The 15,729-nt window shown below is 63.7% G+C and carries 18 protein-coding genes; 13 read left to right on the top strand and 5 right to left on the bottom strand.

Features of this window, described 5'->3' with window-relative positions:
* Positions 1–54: 54 nt before the first annotated feature.
* Both ACT6QG_RS01875 and acnA read right to left on the bottom strand, forming a co-directional pair.
* Positions 55–861 carry a DUF1223 domain-containing protein gene (locus ACT6QG_RS01875; RefSeq protein ID WP_444975897.1) on the bottom strand — a complete coding sequence of 269 codons (807 nt, stop codon included), beginning with the start codon at positions 859–861 and terminating at the stop codon, positions 55–57.
* A gap of 183 nt (positions 862–1,044) precedes the next feature.
* The gene (gene acnA / locus ACT6QG_RS01870; RefSeq protein ID WP_444975896.1) at positions 1,045–3,741 is read right to left on the bottom strand and encodes an aconitate hydratase AcnA; all 2,697 of its coding nucleotides are present in this window, start codon (positions 3,739–3,741) and stop codon (positions 1,045–1,047) included.
* 162 nt (positions 3,742–3,903) lie between these two features.
* Between acnA and ccmA the strand changes: the two genes are divergently transcribed.
* From ccmA to ACT6QG_RS01840, 6 genes are all read left to right on the top strand, one after another.
* On the top strand, positions 3,904–4,527 hold the full coding sequence (gene ccmA, locus ACT6QG_RS01865; protein WP_444975895.1) for a heme ABC exporter ATP-binding protein CcmA: 624 nt from the start codon (positions 3,904–3,906) through the stop codon (positions 4,525–4,527).
* Between the two features lie 98 nt (positions 4,528–4,625).
* Positions 4,626–5,294, top strand: coding sequence for a heme exporter protein CcmB (ccmB, locus tag ACT6QG_RS01860; RefSeq protein WP_444975951.1), 669 nt, complete (start codon positions 4,626–4,628; stop codon positions 5,292–5,294).
* Positions 5,295–5,496: 202 nt separating this feature from the next.
* Positions 5,497–6,228 (top strand): heme ABC transporter permease, encoded by a 732-nt coding sequence (locus ACT6QG_RS01855; RefSeq protein WP_444975894.1) that lies wholly within the window; start codon positions 5,497–5,499, stop codon positions 6,226–6,228.
* A 60-nt stretch (positions 6,229–6,288) separates the two neighbouring features.
* On the top strand, positions 6,289–6,489 hold the full coding sequence (gene ccmD, locus ACT6QG_RS01850; protein WP_444975893.1) for a heme exporter protein CcmD: 201 nt from the start codon (positions 6,289–6,291) through the stop codon (positions 6,487–6,489).
* A gap of 10 nt (positions 6,490–6,499) precedes the next feature.
* Positions 6,500–7,147 (top strand): DsbE family thiol:disulfide interchange protein, encoded by a 648-nt coding sequence (locus ACT6QG_RS01845; RefSeq protein WP_444975892.1) that lies wholly within the window; start codon positions 6,500–6,502, stop codon positions 7,145–7,147.
* Positions 7,148–7,185: 38 nt separating this feature from the next.
* A complete protein-coding gene (locus tag ACT6QG_RS01840; protein WP_444975891.1) occupies positions 7,186–8,010 on the top strand; it encodes a HesA/MoeB/ThiF family protein in 825 nt (274 codons plus the stop codon).
* 13 nt (positions 8,011–8,023) lie between these two features.
* Here ACT6QG_RS01840 and ACT6QG_RS01835 read toward each other — a convergent pair whose 3' ends face one another.
* Positions 8,024–8,326: an ArsR/SmtB family transcription factor gene (locus ACT6QG_RS01835; RefSeq protein ID WP_444975890.1), complete on the bottom strand. Its 303-nt coding sequence runs from the start codon at positions 8,324–8,326 to the stop codon at positions 8,024–8,026.
* 96 nt (positions 8,327–8,422) lie between these two features.
* Between ACT6QG_RS01835 and ACT6QG_RS01830 the strand changes: the two genes are divergently transcribed.
* From ACT6QG_RS01830 to ACT6QG_RS01810, 5 genes are all read left to right on the top strand, one after another.
* The gene (locus ACT6QG_RS01830) at positions 8,423–8,764 is read left to right on the top strand and encodes a carboxymuconolactone decarboxylase family protein (protein ID WP_444975950.1); all 342 of its coding nucleotides are present in this window, start codon (positions 8,423–8,425) and stop codon (positions 8,762–8,764) included.
* Positions 8,765–8,849: 85 nt separating this feature from the next.
* Entirely contained in the window at positions 8,850–9,278 is a 429-nt protein-coding gene (locus ACT6QG_RS01825; RefSeq protein WP_444975889.1) for a YeeE/YedE family protein, read from the top strand.
* On the top strand, positions 9,278–9,703 hold the full coding sequence (locus ACT6QG_RS01820; RefSeq protein WP_444975888.1) for a DUF6691 family protein: 426 nt from the start codon (positions 9,278–9,280) through the stop codon (positions 9,701–9,703). Before ACT6QG_RS01825 ends, ACT6QG_RS01820 begins: the two co-directional genes overlap by 1 nt.
* A 195-nt stretch (positions 9,704–9,898) precedes the next feature.
* Positions 9,899–10,378 carry a tellurite resistance TerB family protein gene (locus tag ACT6QG_RS01815; RefSeq protein ID WP_444975887.1) on the top strand — a complete coding sequence of 160 codons (480 nt, stop codon included), beginning with the start codon at positions 9,899–9,901 and terminating at the stop codon, positions 10,376–10,378.
* Complete coding sequence (locus ACT6QG_RS01810) at positions 10,362–11,222, top strand: glutamine amidotransferase (RefSeq protein ID WP_444975886.1); 861 nt, start codon at positions 10,362–10,364, stop codon at positions 11,220–11,222. The genes ACT6QG_RS01815 and ACT6QG_RS01810 overlap by 17 nt, the downstream gene beginning before the upstream one ends.
* Before the next feature lie 351 nt (positions 11,223–11,573).
* Here the strand turns inward: ACT6QG_RS01810 and ACT6QG_RS01805 are convergent, their stop codons facing one another.
* The gene (locus ACT6QG_RS01805; RefSeq protein ID WP_444975885.1) at positions 11,574–14,150 is read right to left on the bottom strand and encodes a mechanosensitive ion channel domain-containing protein; all 2,577 of its coding nucleotides are present in this window, start codon (positions 14,148–14,150) and stop codon (positions 11,574–11,576) included.
* Between the two features lie 396 nt (positions 14,151–14,546).
* On the opposite strand from ACT6QG_RS01805, the gene ACT6QG_RS01800 reads away from it, so the two are divergent.
* Positions 14,547–14,975, top strand: coding sequence for an Hsp20 family protein (locus ACT6QG_RS01800; RefSeq protein ID WP_444975884.1), 429 nt, complete (start codon positions 14,547–14,549; stop codon positions 14,973–14,975).
* Positions 14,976–15,017: 42 nt separating this feature from the next.
* Positions 15,018–15,275: a BQ00720 family protein gene (locus ACT6QG_RS01795; RefSeq protein ID WP_444975883.1), complete on the top strand. Its 258-nt coding sequence runs from the start codon at positions 15,018–15,020 to the stop codon at positions 15,273–15,275.
* Positions 15,276–15,578: 303 nt separating this feature from the next.
* Here the strand turns inward: ACT6QG_RS01795 and ACT6QG_RS01790 are convergent.
* Positions 15,579–15,729, bottom strand: a 151-nt coding sequence (locus ACT6QG_RS01790; RefSeq protein WP_444975949.1) for a sigma 54 modulation/S30EA ribosomal C-terminal domain-containing protein, incomplete at its 5' end; no start/stop codon positions are given.

Genomic DNA, 15,729 nt, shown 5'->3' with positions numbered 1-15,729 from the left:
TTTTCCTTCGCAGCTTCCTATTTGCTTCCCGTCCGCACAATGCATGAGCGCGCTTCAGCGGACGCTGATAGTGGCCTCTGGCAGATTTGCGCGCCGCATCTTTTCCGGCAGGGGCAGGGAGGTTGCGCCCAGTATGGGGGCCGGAGCCTTCACGTCGCCCGACTGAACCAGCACGACCACCATGTCGGCGCCATCATGCTTGAGATTGGCGAGAGGGAACAGAAGCGGCCCGGCCTTGCCGTCCCAATCTGCCGCCTTGATCCATCCCCGGACCACATTGCCATATCTGAGGGTCTGGCCGTTATTGTCGCCCCCCTCGACCCGAACCTCGCGCAGATAGCTGACGGGGCAGATCCAGATCTCGACCGTATCCGTCTCCAGTTTTGTGTCCGGCAGGGTCAGCTCGATGCTTTCATCCAGCAGGCGGGCGGAGAGGGGAACCGAGAGGGCCGAAGGGTGCGGTGGCAGATACGCCATATTGTCCAGCAGGGTCTTGTCACTCGTGCCTTTCACATCATGCACGCCATTGACCATGAACTGGGGGGTGAAAATGCTGCGCTTGCCGCTGCGGTCGGCATAACGCCTTTGTCGCGCCGTATGCTCACCCAGCGCCAGCGTGTCTCTCCAGCCGGTATAGTTCCAGTAATCCACCGGCAGGGTGAGGGCGATGATGCCGGGCTGCCTGGAAAGGTGGATCAGCGCTTCATCCGCCTGGGGGCAGGTGGCGCAGGCCTGGCTGGTGAACAGCTCGATGACGGTGGTGGTTTTTTCCTGCGCCATGGCAGGCGCGCCGGGCGCGTATAAAAGCGCAAGGGCAAGCGAGAAGATGATGTTGCGCAGGATCATGCTCGCAGCGACCATTTTGTAAGGATCATGTCATTCCATGAAACCGCAATATCGGAGGAGGTGATCTGGCACCAGTCACAATAGGGTGTGCCCGGTCACAATCCGGTGTGCTGATGTCATTCATGTCACGCCATGACATGATGACGCCGGCCTGCTGGTGAAAGCAGGCCGGCGTCATGTTCTGGGCGAGATGCCAGATCAGGCGTTCAGCGAACGCAGCACGTAGGGCAGGATGCCGCCATTGCGGAAGTAGTCCAGCTCATCGAGCGTATCGATGCGGCAGATCAGTTCCACATTCTTGACGGTGCCGTCAGCGAACTTGATCTCGGCCGTCAGGAACTGGCGGGGCTTCAGGTCGCCCTCGATGCCCTTGATGGTGACCTGTTCGTCACCCTTCAGGCCCAGCGTCTGCCAGCTCTCGCCTTCCTTGAACACCAGCGGGACAATGCCCATGCCGACCAGGTTCGAGCGGTGGATACGCTCGAAGGACTGGGAGACAACCGCGCGCACGCCGAGCAGGTTGGTGCCCTTGGCCGCCCAGTCACGCGAGGAGCCGGTGCCATATTCCTTGCCGGCGAAGACCACCAGCGGAACGCCCTCTGCCTTGTAGGTCATGGCGGCGTCGTAGATGGCTTCCTGCTTGCCGTCCGGATAGTGCACGGTCACGCCGCCTTCCACGCCCGGAACCATCTGGTTCTTGATGCGGATATTGGCGAAGGTGCCGCGCATCATCACTTCGTGATTGCCGCGGCGGGTGCCGTACTGGTTGAAGTTGACCGGATCGACACCGTTCTCGATCAGATACTTGCCCGCGGGCGAGTCCTTCTTGATGGAGCCGGCCGGGGAGATGTGGTCGGTGGTGATGGAGTCGAGGAACAGGCCGAGAATGCGGGCGTTCTCGATATCCTTCACCGGAGCCGGGGTCTTGCCCATGCCCACGAAATAGGGCGGGTTGCGGACATAGGTGGACTTGTCGTCCCACGCATAGGTCTGGCCCGACGGCACGGTGATGGCCTGCCAGTGCTCGTCACCCTTGAACACGTCGGAGTACTTCTCCGTGAACATCTTCTTGGTGACGTTCTCGCGGATATACTGGGCCACTTCCTTGTTGGAGGGCCAGATGTCCTTGAGATAGACCGGCTTGCCTTCGCTGTCGGTGCCGAGCGGCTCGGTGGTGAGGTCGATCTGCAGCGAACCGGCAATGGCATAGGCGACAACCAGCGGCGGGGAAGCGAGATAGTTCGCCTTCACGTCCGGGTTCACGCGGCCTTCGAAGTTGCGGTTGCCGGAGATGACGGCGCCCGCTACGAGGTCATTCTTGTTGATGGCCTCGGAGATGGCCTCCGGCAGCGGGCCGGAGTTGCCGATGCAGGTGGTGCAGCCGAAGCCGACCAGGTTGAAGCCCAGCTTGTCGAGGTCGGTCTGGAGGCCGGAGGACGCCAGATAGCCTTCCACGACCTGCGATCCGGGCGCCAGGGAGGTCTTGACCCACGGCTTGGAGGTCAGGCCCTTCTTCACGGCATTGCGCGCCAGCAGGCCGGCGGCGATCAGCACGGAGGGATTGGAGGTGTTGGTGCAGGAGGTGATGGCGGCGATCACCACGTCACCATGGCCGAGCGTGTGGTCGGTGCCGGCGACAGGCACGCGCTTCTCGACTTCACCAGCCTTCTTGAACTCGCCTTCCAGCGCGGAGATGAAGCCGGCCTTGGTGTCGGCCAGCAGCACGCGGTCCTGCGGGCGCTTGGGGCCGGCGAGAGAGGGCTGCACCGAGCCGATGTCCAGCTCAAGCGTATCGGTGAAGACCGGGTCCGGGGTTTCCTTGGTGCGCCACATGCCCTGGGCCTTGGAATACGCTTCCACGAGCTTGACGCGGGCATCCGTGCGGCCGGTCTCGTCGAGATAGGCGATGGTCTCGCTGTCGACCGGGAAGAAGCCGCAGGTCGCGCCATATTCCGGGGCCATGTTGGCGATGGTCGCGCGGTCGGCGAGGGAGAGGTGCTCAAGGCCGGGGCCGTAGAATTCCACGAACTTGCCGACCACGCCCTTCTTGCGGAGCATCTGGGTGACGGTGAGCACGAGATCGGTGGCGGTGATGCCTTCCTTCAGCTCGCCATCCAGCTTGAAGCCGATGACTTCGGGAATGAGCATGGAGATCGGCTGGCCAAGCATGGCGGCCTCGGCCTCGATGCCGCCCACGCCCCAGCCCAGAACGCCAAGGCCATTGACCATGGTGGTGTGGGAGTCGGTGCCGACCAGCGTGTCGGGATAGGCAACCTCAACTTCCTTGCCGTTCAGGTTTTCCTTGCGGGTCCATACGGTCTGGGCGAGATATTCGAGGTTCACCTGGTGGCAGATGCCGGTGCCGGGGGGGACGACGCGGAAATTGTCGAACGCGCTCTGGCCCCATTTGAGGAAGCGGTAACGCTCCTGATTCTGCTTGTACTCTTCCTCGACATTGCGGCCGAGGGCGGTGTTGGAGCCGAAGAAGTTCACGATCACCGAGTGGTCGATGACGAGATCCACGGGAACCAGCGGGTTGATCTTGGAGGGTTCGCCACCCATGGCCACCATGGCGTCGCGCATCGCGGCCAGATCCACCACGGCGGGCACGCCGGTAAAGTCCTGCATCAGCACGCGGGCGGGGCGATAGGCGATCTCGCGGCCGGCCTTGCCCTTGTCGTTGAGCCATTCGGCGACAGAAATGACGTCCTGCTTGGTGACGGTGCGGCCATCTTCATAGCGCAGCAGGTTTTCCAGCAGCACCTTCATCGAGAACGGCAGGCGGGAAACGCCTTCCAACCCGTTCTTTTCCGCAGCCTCAAGGTTGTAATAAACGTATTCCTGGCCATCCACCTGAAGGGTGGTACGGCACTTGAAGCTGTCAAGTGAAGTCACGGCGTTCTCTCCGGTTCAGTGAACGACTGGCGCCAGGACCTGAGGTGCGGGAGAAATACCCCCCACCTTGGTCGGTGCGGTTGGGCCGCTTTATAGAGCCATTTCAAGTCGCGGTCATGCGATAAGACAGCAAAAGATGCAAATGCAACGAAAGCAGTACGGATGAGCCCTCTACACATAACGGCGCTTCATGGCGAGGGGTTGAGTTGCCGAAGAGGCTTCAAGCTCTTGTTTGAACACCTCAATTTTGAGGCCCGTCCGGGCCGCGCCCTGCTCGTTCTGGGGCCGAACGGGGCCGGAAAGTCCTCGTTGCTGCGCATTATTTCCGGTTATCTTTCGCCCACCAGCGGGCGGATCCGGCTGGATGGCGGGGATGAGGAGCGGCTTTTTCGCGAACAGATTCACTATCTCGGCCATGATGACGCGGTGAAGGGTGCGCTGCGGGTGGCGGAAAATCTGGATTTCTGGCGCAGGATTCTCGGGCCGAACGGGCTTGGCGTGGAAGAGGCGCTGGAGCAGGTGGGGTTGGGCGGGCTTGGCCGGCTGCGGGCTTCCGTGCTTTCCGCCGGGCAGAAGCGGCGTCTGGCCATTGCCCGGCTTCTGGTGTCGCGTCGCCCCATCTGGGTGCTTGATGAGCCGACCACGGCGCTGGATGTGAAGGCGCAGGCCTGGTTCGCGTCATTCGGTCGCGCCCATCTGGCCGAGGGGGGGCTGATCATCGCCGCCACCCATGCGCCGCTGGATCTTGGCGAGACCGATGAGCTGCGTCTTGGCGGCAAGTTGTGAATGTGCGCGTACAAGACTTGATATGGCCAATGGACGGGGCGACCTGCGCGCCTATAAAGGCGCGACATGAACAGGCGCACCATGAAGGATGATTCATGATCGGGGCTTTTCTTGCCGTGGTGCGGCGCGATCTGGCGCTGTCCCTCGGCGCGGGGGGCGGGGCCGGGCTTGGCGTCGTGTTCTTTCTGTGTGTCATCACGGTCGTGCCCTTCGCCGTGGGGCCCGATCTGGTGCTGCTTTCGCGAATCGGTCCGGCGATCCTGTGGATCGGGGCGCTGCTGGCCTGTCTCATCGGGCTGGAGCGGCTGTTCGCGGCGGATGTGGAGGATGGCTCGCTGGATGCGATGAGCCTGTCGGTCCTGCCGCTGGAGCTGACCGCCGCCGCCAAGGGGCTGGCCCACTGGCTGGCCACCGGCCTGCCGCTGGTGATCGCCGCCCCGGTGCTGGCGCTGATGCTCAACCTGGAGCCCGCCGCCATTGGCGCTGTCACGCTCACCTTGCTGGTGGGCACGCCTGCCGTCACCTTTCTGGGGCTGGTGGGGGCCGCTTTTGCCGGCGCTTTCCGCCGCGGCGGGCTGCTCATTGCCGTGCTGGTGATTCCCCTGACCGTTCCGGTGCTGATCTTCGCGGTTTCCGCCACCACTTCCGCTGTCACCGGCCCGGTGCCGTTCGGCACGCCCTTCCGGGTGCTGGTGGGGCTGACCCTGTTTGCGCTGGTGCTGGGGCCGGTGGCGGCCGCCGGTGCACTGCGTGTGGCGCGCGCCTGAATCGCGCCCGCCGGATCATGTCACGGGGGCCGATGGTGGATGGCTGAGTGCCGTTAGGGCAGTGTGCACCGCCGAAAGCCCCGACAAAACGGGCAGGCGGGCGCTTCTGTCGCACCCGCAAGCCCTGTTCATGCGCAGGAATCCGTCCCCTTACGGGGTTTTCCGTCTTCCCTCCACGCACACACCGAACTAGAACCGCTCCATGGCGTTACTTGATCTTGCCAATCCCGTCCGCTTCATGACGCTCTCCAACCGGCTGCTGCCCATTCTGGCGGTGGCGACGGTGGTGGTGCTGGCTGTCGGCTTTTTCCTGGCCTTCCGCGCCCCGGCTGATTACCAGCAGGGGGATACCGTGAAGATCATGTATATCCACGTGCCTTTCGCGTGGCTGTCCATGTTCGGCTACACGCTCATGGCCTGTTCGGCCATTGGCCTTCTGGTCTGGCGGCATCCGCTGGCCGATGTGGCGCACAAGGCAACGGCGCCGGTGGGCGCCACCTTCGCGACCCTGTGCCTGATTACCGGCGCGCTGTGGGGCCGGCCCATGTGGGGCACCTACTGGGTGTGGGATGCCCGTCTCACCTCCATGCTGGTGCTTCTGCTGCTTTATCTCGGCCTGATGGCGCTGCGCGCCGCGATCGAGGACCCGAACCGGGCCGGGCGCGCGGCCGCCGTGCTCACCCTTGTGGGCTTCATCAATGTGCCGATCGTGAAATTCTCGGTGGACTGGTGGAACACGCTGCACCAGCCCGCCTCGGTGATCCGCATGGACGGGCCGACCATCGACCCGAGCCTGCTCTGGCCGCTGCTGACCTGTGCCGTGGGCTTCAGCCTGCTGTTCATCAGCCTGCAGATGCTGGGCATGCGCACGGAAATCCTGCGGCGGCGCGTTCAGTCTCTGGAGGCGCGGGCGGCGGCGGAAGCCACGGCCTGAACCTCGCCATGATCACGGGCCATTGTCCCTTTCCTCATGCCGGATGAACGATAGACGCCCATGACCCATTTCACCTTCATCGCCGCGTCCTATGGGGTCTCCATCCTTGGCCTTGGCCTGCTGACACTCTGGCTGGTGCTGGATTATCGCGGCACCAAAAAGGTGCTGGAAGAGCTGGAGGCCCGCCGCAAGAGCCGTCGCCGGCAGGCGGCCGAGCGCACTCTGGCCACGCGGGCCGATGCGCTTGAAAAGAGCGTGTGAGGGCCGGATCATGACATCTCAAATCCCTTCCCCCGCTGCGCCCCGGCCGGCCCGCTCGCGCAGCCGCCTGTGGGTGATGGCGGTTCCTCTGGTCGTGTTTCTCGCGCTCGCCGGGCTGTTCTTCAGCCAGCTTGTCGGGGGCGGGGATCCCTCGCGCCTGCCTTCCGCCCTTGTGGGGCGTGCTGCCCCGGATGTGATCCTGCCGCCTCTTCAGGGGCTGATGGCGCATGGCCAGCCTGTTCCGGGGCTGGATGTGGCCGCGCTCAAGGGCAAGCCTGCCCTGGTGAATATCTGGGCATCCTGGTGCGCGCCCTGCCGGCAGGAGCATCCGCTGCTGATGGAGCTGGCGAAAGACCCGCGCATCACGCTCGTCGGTCTGAACTACAAGGACACGCCGGAAAATGCCCGCCGCTTCCTCGGCCAGTATGGCTTGCCCTACGCGGCCGTGGGCGTGGACCCGCGCGGGCGCGCGGCCATCGACTGGGGCGTCTATGGTGTGCCGGAAACCTTTGTGCTGGATCGTGAGGGGCGCATCGTCCACAAATTCGTGGGGCCGCTGACACCGGAAGCCGTGCAGGGCACGCTGATGCCCTTGCTCGACAAGCTGGAAGGTGCCCCGCGCGATGCCGCTGCTGTCGCTCCGGAAACGGTGCGCTGACATCCTTTCCGCCTGCCCTGGGGAGCGCTGCGGCCGCCATGCTCTTTTCCGCTGAAGAAATCGAACGCTATGCGCGCCATATCGTGCTGCATGATGTGGGCGGGCCGGGCCAGCAGAAGCTGAAGGCCGGCCGGGTTCTGGTTATTGGCGCAGGCGGGCTGGGCGCGCCGGTTCTGCTGTATCTGGCGGCGGCCGGGGTCGGGCGACTGGAGCTGGTGGAGGATGACGAGGTCTCCCTCTCCAATCTCCAGCGGCAGGTCATTCATCGCACGCAGGATATCGGCCGGGCGAAGACAGACAGCGCGCGCGATGCCGTGGCCGCCCTCAACCCGCATGTGGAGATGGTGACCCACCAGACCCGAATCACTGCCGACAATGCCATGGAACTGATCGGCAATGTGGATGTGGTGGTGGACGGATCTGACAATTTCACCACCCGCTTTCTGGTTTCCGATGCCTGCGTTCTGGCCGGCAAGCCGTTGGTGGCCGCCGCGCTGGGCACGTTTGACGCCACTGTCACCACCGTGCGCGCGCATGAGCGGGGGGCGGACGGGGGGCTGAACCCCACCTATCGCTGTCTCTTCCCCGAGCCGCCACCGCCGGGCACGGTGCCGCCCTGTTCGGAGGCCGGCATCATTGGTGCCCTGGCCGGCATTGCCGGTTCGATTGCCGCACTGGAGGCGATTCGCGTTCTGGTCGGTTTCGGCGAGGGGCTGGTCGGCCGCCTGCTGATGATCGATGCCCGCTCCATGCGCTTCGAGACGCTGAGCTATGGCTGGGACCCGGACAACCCCCTGACAGGTGAGGCGCCCACCATTCGGGATCTTTCCGCCCACCGGCAGGCGGGCGCATCGCCAGCCTGATGCGGCATGCGGCTCATCCGCAATAATGGGCGTGCAGAATGTTCAGCATGGCCAGCGCGGCGGGGTTTGAAATCGAATAATAGAGCGTGCGGTGTTCCCGCCTGAAGGTGACGATGCCTTCATCCTTCAGCTTGCCCAGATGCTGCGACATGGAGGTCTGCGGCAGGCCCGTGGCCTCGATCAGCTGGGAAACGCTCTTCTCACCTTCCGCAAGCTGGCACAGGATGCGCAGCCGGTGCGGGCTGGCAAGGCCGCCCAGAAAGGCCGCCGCCCTGCCGACATTCTTTTCGAAATCCTGAATCTCGCCCGGTTCCATCGGTTTCTCGCGGCTTGCATCCATACGCTTGACAGTTCATTAATTCATAATATAATAAATGCATGAATTAATCCCCGAACATATGCAGGTGGCATGATGAGCAAGGATTACACGAAAATAATCCGTGATATTTCTCAATATACCGCAGAAATGAAGAAAGTGGCACCCGAGACCATGAACGGTTTCTATGCCCTCGCCAAGGCGGCGACCGCGGACAATGCGCTGGACAAGAAGACCAAGGAACTGATCGCCCTCGCCATCGGTGTCACGCAGCGTTGTGATGGCTGCATCGGCTTTCATGTGAAGGCATTGCGGGATCTGGGCACAAGCCGTGAGGAGCTGTGCGATGTGCTCTCCATGTGTGTCTATATGGGTGGCGGGCCGGCGCTGATGTATGCCGCCGATGCCCTGCGCGCCTATGACCAGTTTGAGGCCTGAGGGCGCGGCCTGCCTTCCGGTGGCGGGAAGACCTGCTGCCGGAGGCTGGCGCTGACCTTCATTCCTCCTGCAAGGAGCCAGCAAGATGACGGAGTTCACACCCTGGAGCGCACTGGCCGGAGGCGCGCTCATCGGCATCGCCGCGGTTCTGCTGATGGCGCTGAATGGGCGGATTGTGGGCATGACCGGTATTCTCTCCGGTCTCATCCCGCCCCCCGCGCGCGACTGGGCATGGCGGGCCGCCTTCACCACCGGGGCCATTGCGATGCCGGCCCTTCTGGTGCGTGGATTCGGGGTGGATATCCCCTTTCAAAGCCCGACGCCCCTGGGTTGGCTGGTGATTGGCGGCCTGCTGGTGGGGCTTGGGACCGGGTTCGGTTCCGGCTGCACATCAGGGCATGGGGTGTGTGGCATGGCGCGCTTCTCGCGCCGCTCGGTGGTGGCCACGCTCACCTTCATGGCCACGACAGCGGCCACGGTCTTCATCATTCGCCATGTGGCGGGAGGTCTGTGATGGCCCGGATTCTCGCGTCCCTGATCGTCGGGCTGGTTTTTGGCGGTGGCATTGTCGTCTCCGGCATGTCGAACCCCGCCAAGATCCTGAACTTTTTCGATTTTGCCGGGAACTGGGACCCGTCTCTGGCGCTGGTGATGGGTGCGGCGCTCACCATTACCGCGATCGGCTACCGGCTGGTGCTGCGGCGCCCGGCACCTGTGCTGGACAGCTCCTTCCATCTGCCGACAAAGCGTGAGGTGGACCTGCCTTTGGTGGGAGGAGCCGCGGTGTTCGGTATTGGCTGGGGCATTGCCGGCTTCTGTCCGGGTGGTTCCATCCCGGCACTGGGGCTGGGCAAGGTGGAGGCGCTGGTTTTCGTGGGGGCGATGCTGGTGGGGCTGGCACTGGCCCGGCTCGCGCGCGGGATGATCGCTGCCCGCTGATCCTCATGCCCGGTTGTCCGCATCAGGGGTGCGGGCTGCCGGTTTTCTGGCGTCGTGCGCCAGCCAAAGGCCGGTTTCTCGTCTTTCGGCCCTGTTCCGGTCTTGCCCGGGCGCGCCCTGCATGGCACAGCCTTTTATCCATTCCGGATGCGCGCATGCCATCCATCCCGCTGAAGGCCCGCAGGAGATTGACGCATGTTTCGCACGCTCACCAGTTTCATCTCTGATATTACCGGCGAGAAGCGCGATGCGCAGGCCTTCAGCTCAAGCGATTATCGCCTCGCTGCTGCCGCACTGCTGATCCATGTGGTTTCCATTGACGGTGAGATGAGCCCGCTCGAGCGGGACAAGGTGAAGTCCATTCTGGCGACACGCTTTGATCTGGATGCGGACGCGAGCAGGGCGCTGATGCAGGAAGCGATTGTCAAGGATGCGGAAGCCGTTGATCTTTATGCCTTCACCAGTACCCTCAACCGGGCGCTGGATGAGGAGGGGCGCCGGCGCATCGTCGAGATGATGTTCGAGGTTGCCTTTGCCGATGGTGGATTGACGGAGTTCGAGGACAATCTTGTCGCGCGCGTTTCCGAATTGCTGAACATCAGTGATCGGGACCGGGTGGAGATCCGCCGGGAAATCCGGGAGGAGGCGGAAGCAGGCGGTGAGCAGGAAAGCTAAGTGGCAGCACAAGGCGGCGAAGCACGGCAAGTCGTCTGATATTCTTGTTGTCGTGCATCAGGCCCATTCCTCCGCTGGCCGTATTGGCGAGCGGCTGGAAAAGCGCGGCTACAAGCTGGATGTGCGCCGCCCCGCGCTGGGGGACAAGCTGCCGGAAACGCTGGATAATCATGCCGGCGTCGCGGTGTTTGGCGGCCCCATGAGCGTGAATGATCCGCTGCCCTTCATCCGCACCGAAATCAACCTCATCGAAAAGACGCTCACGGCCCGCAAGCCCCTGCTCGGCATCTGCCTCGGGGCGCAGATGATGGCGCGGGCGCTGGGCGCGCAGGTGCGTCCGCATGATGAGGGCGAGAGCGAGATCGGCTATTATCCGCTCGCCCCCACACAGGCCGGCTCCGCCATGCTGCCATGGCCCAGCCATGTCTATCACTGGCATTCGGAAGGCTTTGACCTGCCGCACGGGGCGGAGCTTCTGGCGACGGGCTCAACCTTTCCGAACCAGGCCTTTCGCTATGACAACACCGCTTACGGCCTTCAGTTCCACCCGGAAGTGACCCGGGACATGATGAAGCTGTGGACCGAGCGCGGGGCGGATCATCTCACCCGGCCCGGGGCGCAACCGGTCATGGCGCATCTGGAAGGCTGGGCGCGTTATGATTCCGCCGTTTGCCGCTGGCTGGACGCTTTTCTGGACCAATGGCTGAAGGCCGGGCCGGGCAAGGAAGCAGGCGTTGCAGCCGCCCCGGCCGTGTCCGCCTGTGTTCCGGCTCCTGCGGGAAGGGAGGGGGATGAAGATGGTCATCCCTCCGCCTCCGCAGCGGAGCACGCGAAATCGGCATGAGCCTGATGTCGGGCGGGGTCTTTCTCATTTTGCGAATTTCGCTTGCGAAAAGCGAAGTGTCTTTTGCAAAGTGCGATTGATTTTTGCCTAACCCGCTACATCTGGTTGGAATTTGTCTTGTTCTTCTATATGTAGCGGTGTCGCCGTGGCCGCTTTCTTGCTGGCCTGAGCGCGCCGGGTGTCATGTTCTGAGTCACCGGCTTTCGAGGCGTCCGATCCTGTCGGGCGCCTCCATTGTCTGGATGCCCTGTCCGGTCACTCGGGCGTTTCGCGCCATCCCTCAAGCTCCGGCTTCACGGCACGGCCTGCCCGTACCCCGCGCATGATGGGCGCGGGGTACGGGCATGGGTGTCAGGACTTGTCCTTTTCCGGCCCGTCCTGCCGGGTCTGTGCATCATCCTGCACCCCGTCCTCTTCCCGGGCCTGCTGTTCCACGGCAATGCCCTGCGGCCCGGAAACGGACGATTCCTGCGGCTGCGCCGCCATCTCCTGAACCACATGCACCGGCCGGGACTGGCCCTGCTTGTCCACGCCGAAGAAAATGGTCTGGTGCGGGAAGGGCATGCGGATGCCGTGCTTGTCAAAGGCGATCTTGATGCGGCGGTTGAACTCGCGCCGGATCATCCATTGCGTCAGCGGCACGGTCTTGAAGCGGCCGCGCAGCCATATGCCGGATTCACGGATATGGTCCACGCCGAACATTTCATATGGCCCGGTGATGCTGGCGGAAAATGCGGGATCGGCGGCAATCTCGCGGGCGGTTTCCTCCATCACGGCCATGGCTTCATCGGCATTCTCGTTCAGGGCAATGGCAATGTCGGTCACCGCATAGGCGAACTGCTTGGTCATGTTCTTGATGGTCTGCACCTCGCCGAAGGGCAGGGAGTGGATGTTGCCGTCAATGTCGCGCAGATGCACGGTGCGGACCGAGATCTTCTCGACAAAGCCGGTATGATCTCCCAGTTCCACCATGTCCCCCACGGCAAGCGTGTCCTCCATGAGGATGAACACGCCGGTGATGACATCCTTCACCATGGTCTGTGCGCCAAAGCCCACCGCAAGGCCCAGCACGCCGGCGCCGGCCAGCAGCGGGGCAATGTCCACGCCCAGCTCCGACAGCACGATGAGGCTGGAGATGGTGACAAGGATGATGCGGAAGCCGTTCTGGAAGAAGGGCAGCAGGGTCATCATCCGGGTGGAGTTGCGGTTGCGCTCGAACAGGTTGCTGGCGAACGCCTCGCCGATCTCCCACAGGATGAAGGTGCCACCGATCATGATGGTGATGGCGATGACCCGGCCCAGCAGGCTTTGCCCCTCCGGGGTCGCCAGCCATTCGAAGGGGCCTATCCCCCATATTTCCATCAGGCTCAGCAGGGTGATGAGCGCCACCAGAATGTTCACGCCCTGGCTCAAGGCCGGCAGATAGCGGTTGGCCCGCATTTCCAGGGTGGGAAACTGGGTGCGTACATCATCATTGAGCTGGAACACGCTCTCGAACAGGCGGCGCAGGCCAATCGAGAGCAGGCGGGCGATGAGTATCGCGATCACCGAGAGGAAGGTGGCGCGGGCAATGAACAGGATGCCCCCCTCCACATCCATCGCCCAGACCAGATAGGCGGCGATGATGTAGGCGATGGCGAACAGGTGCCAGAATTCGGCGATCCTGTTGCGCACCCGGTGGAGGCGGCCCGAGAAATCCCCCACCTTGCGCAACCGCCGCGCCACGGGCTTGTGCACCTGCAACACGAAAACAATCATCATGCCGGCGACGATGAATACCAGAATGTCGATCATCATGGCATGGGCCGGGGTGGAAAGGCCCAGCATCCAGGCGGCGCGCAGCAGGAAATAGCCATAGATGATGGTGTGCGAGAAACGCCGCACCCACAGGAAGCAGTAGGTTGCGCTTTCATCATGCATGGGCAGCAGGCGCAGCCGCGGCGCCCCGGGTGAAAACACCGCGCGCCCCGCCGCGATGATGATCCGGTCCAGCACATTGGCATGGATGATGGTAATGGCCGCCAGCCGCACCACGAAGGGCAGGTCTATGGCCGCCAGCACCGCAAAAGCCACGACATAGAAGGCGACGATGGGCGCGATATCCATGAGCGTGCGCAGCACCAGCCAGCTCACGCGTACCAGCATGTGCTGGCTTTTTTGCGCCTCGACGACCCTCCGGGGCCGGCTCAGCAGGCGCTGGCCCACCCATTCCGCGGCCAGTGCGGCCACAAGCACGAGGGAGGCCATGAGCGCCGTCCAGCCCACATTCTCCGCCAGATTGGAGTCCGACAGGCTGATGAACAGCTCCCAGGCCTGCTCCGGCAGCTTGCCCATCTCGGCCACCAGCCCAAGGATGAGGGCGGAGAAGTGGCTCACCGCATGGGTGGCGTCTTCCAGCCAGTCGCTTTCATGTGTTGCCTGGGCATCCGCGCCAACCGTGATGAGCGTTTCCAGATTGCGCAGGAATTCGGTGCGTGTGGTTTCGTTCTGGAGGGTCTTGAGCAGATCGCGGATTTCGGTGCGCTGCTGATCGGTCAGCACCGGCGCGGAAGGGGTGGCGGGTGTTGTGGTCGGGGCCGGGGGCGTTTCGGCCACCGCCTCTGTTTGCTGTGCGGGCGCATCCTGTGCCGCTGGCGATGGGGGCGTGGGCGTGGCGGCGGGCTGCTGCGGTGGGACCGGCGGGACCGGCGGCGCGGCGGGCGCGATGGAGTGATGCTCCGTCCCGTTCTGTGCTGCTGCCGATGGTGTCCCCGCTGTTCCTGAGGGGCTGGCCCCCGGCACCATGGGCAATGCCGGCGGAGCTGCCGGCGCGATGGAATGATGCTCGGGATTGGCCAGCACGGGGGAGGGGCCGGGCAAGGCCAGAAACAGCAGGATCAGGCAGGGCAACAAGGGGGCGTATATGCGGGGCAGCATGCGCAGCAGCATTGAAGAAACTTTCCCGACGGGATCTGGCGTGGTCTGTTGACACACGGAAGAAGGCGTCGCAAGGCGCGCAACGCAGCGAAGAGGCGGCACATTCGGCCAGATGCTGTCGCCCGGTTGCAGCACGCCATCTCCATCCGGGAATGAAGACAGGCTGCCTTCTGGCGCGATCCGGCCGTAACCGGCACAACCTTTCAAACTCCCTGCCGGATGTCCACCCCGCGCGGCGCAGTTCTGTGCGGCTGTGCCCCAGAGGAAGGGGCCTCGTGCGCCTGCTCATCTTGCGCCCGTCCCATGGGGTGCCCATATGCGAACATGCGAAGCGCCATCCGGGCTTCGCGGGTGCAGGCAAAAGCATGCACCCGGCAATGCAAAGTCGCTTGACGAGGACTTTGAGGCATGTCGCGGGTTTCTTCACTGTCGAACCCCTTTCTTCTGGGTTTCGACGAAGTCGAGCGGGTTCTGGACCGGGTCACCAAAGGTGCCGATGGCTACCCTCCCTATAATGTGGAGCGGCTGGATGTCGGACCGGGTGAGCCGCCACGCCTGCGAATCACGCTGGCTGTTGCGGGCTTTTCGCCAGACCAGCTGGAAGTGACTCTCGAGGAGATGGAGCTCACCATTCGTGGGCGACAGGCCGAGGAGAATATGGAACGCACCTTCCTGCATCGCGGTATCGCGGCGCGCCAGTTCCAGCGCACTTTCGTGCTGGCGGAAGGCATGAGCGTTCTGGGGGCGGAACTGCGCAATGGCCTGCTTTCGGTCGATCTGGTTCGACCGGAGCCGGTGCGTAGCGTCAAGCGGATCAGCATCGTTTCCCGACCCTGAGGTGGGAACGAGCCGCATGCCGCACAGACAGGAGTAACTCGCATGGCACAACACACTATCCAGCAGGCAATCAGCCCCGAGGCGCTGGCCATTCTGGGCGGCGGAGAGATCGCCTATGTGCGCACCATCCGTTCGGAAGATGCGCGCGCCATGTTTCCGCAGGTCCCCGCCATCGCGCCGGGCATCACCCTTTTCACGCTTCATGCGGCGGATGGCACGCCGATGATGCTGACAGACAGCCGTGAAGCCGCCCTTGCCAATGCGGCGGAGCATGAGCTGGTGACCGTCAGCGTGCACTGAACGAACGGGCCCTGCGCGGCCCGGCCGGACAATCCGAGAATGCGGCGGGTGAAACGGCTGGTGGGCGGAGGGGTTGCGCTCTTCTGCCTGCAAGGCGCGCTGCACGGCGACTGCACCCTCGCCCTGCCACCGATGGGCGCGGCCGTCGACGGGTGAGGCAGTCGACAGACTAGGCATGTGGGGAGGCCGTTCCGGCCCGGACGGCTCCATGTCCGTCAGGCCATTCCGGTTTTGCCCTCCGGGCGAGAGGATAAGGCTCTCGCCCGGAGGGTTTTCATATATGCAGTGAGATGAGTGGTGAGGTTACTGGCCCTGGTCTGCGGCGGGGTCGATCCAGCCGACATGTCCATCGGCACGCCGATACACCACGCTGATGCGGCCATGTCCGGCATGCCGGAACACCACCACCGGCGCGCCGGTAATCTCAAGCTCCACCACCGCATCAGCCACCGAA

It is taken from the genome of Haloleucobacter ellipsoideus (assembly GCF_052491725.1).
Note: the sequence above shows the minus strand (reverse complement) of the source record. Positions and strands in the feature narration are given on the sequence as shown.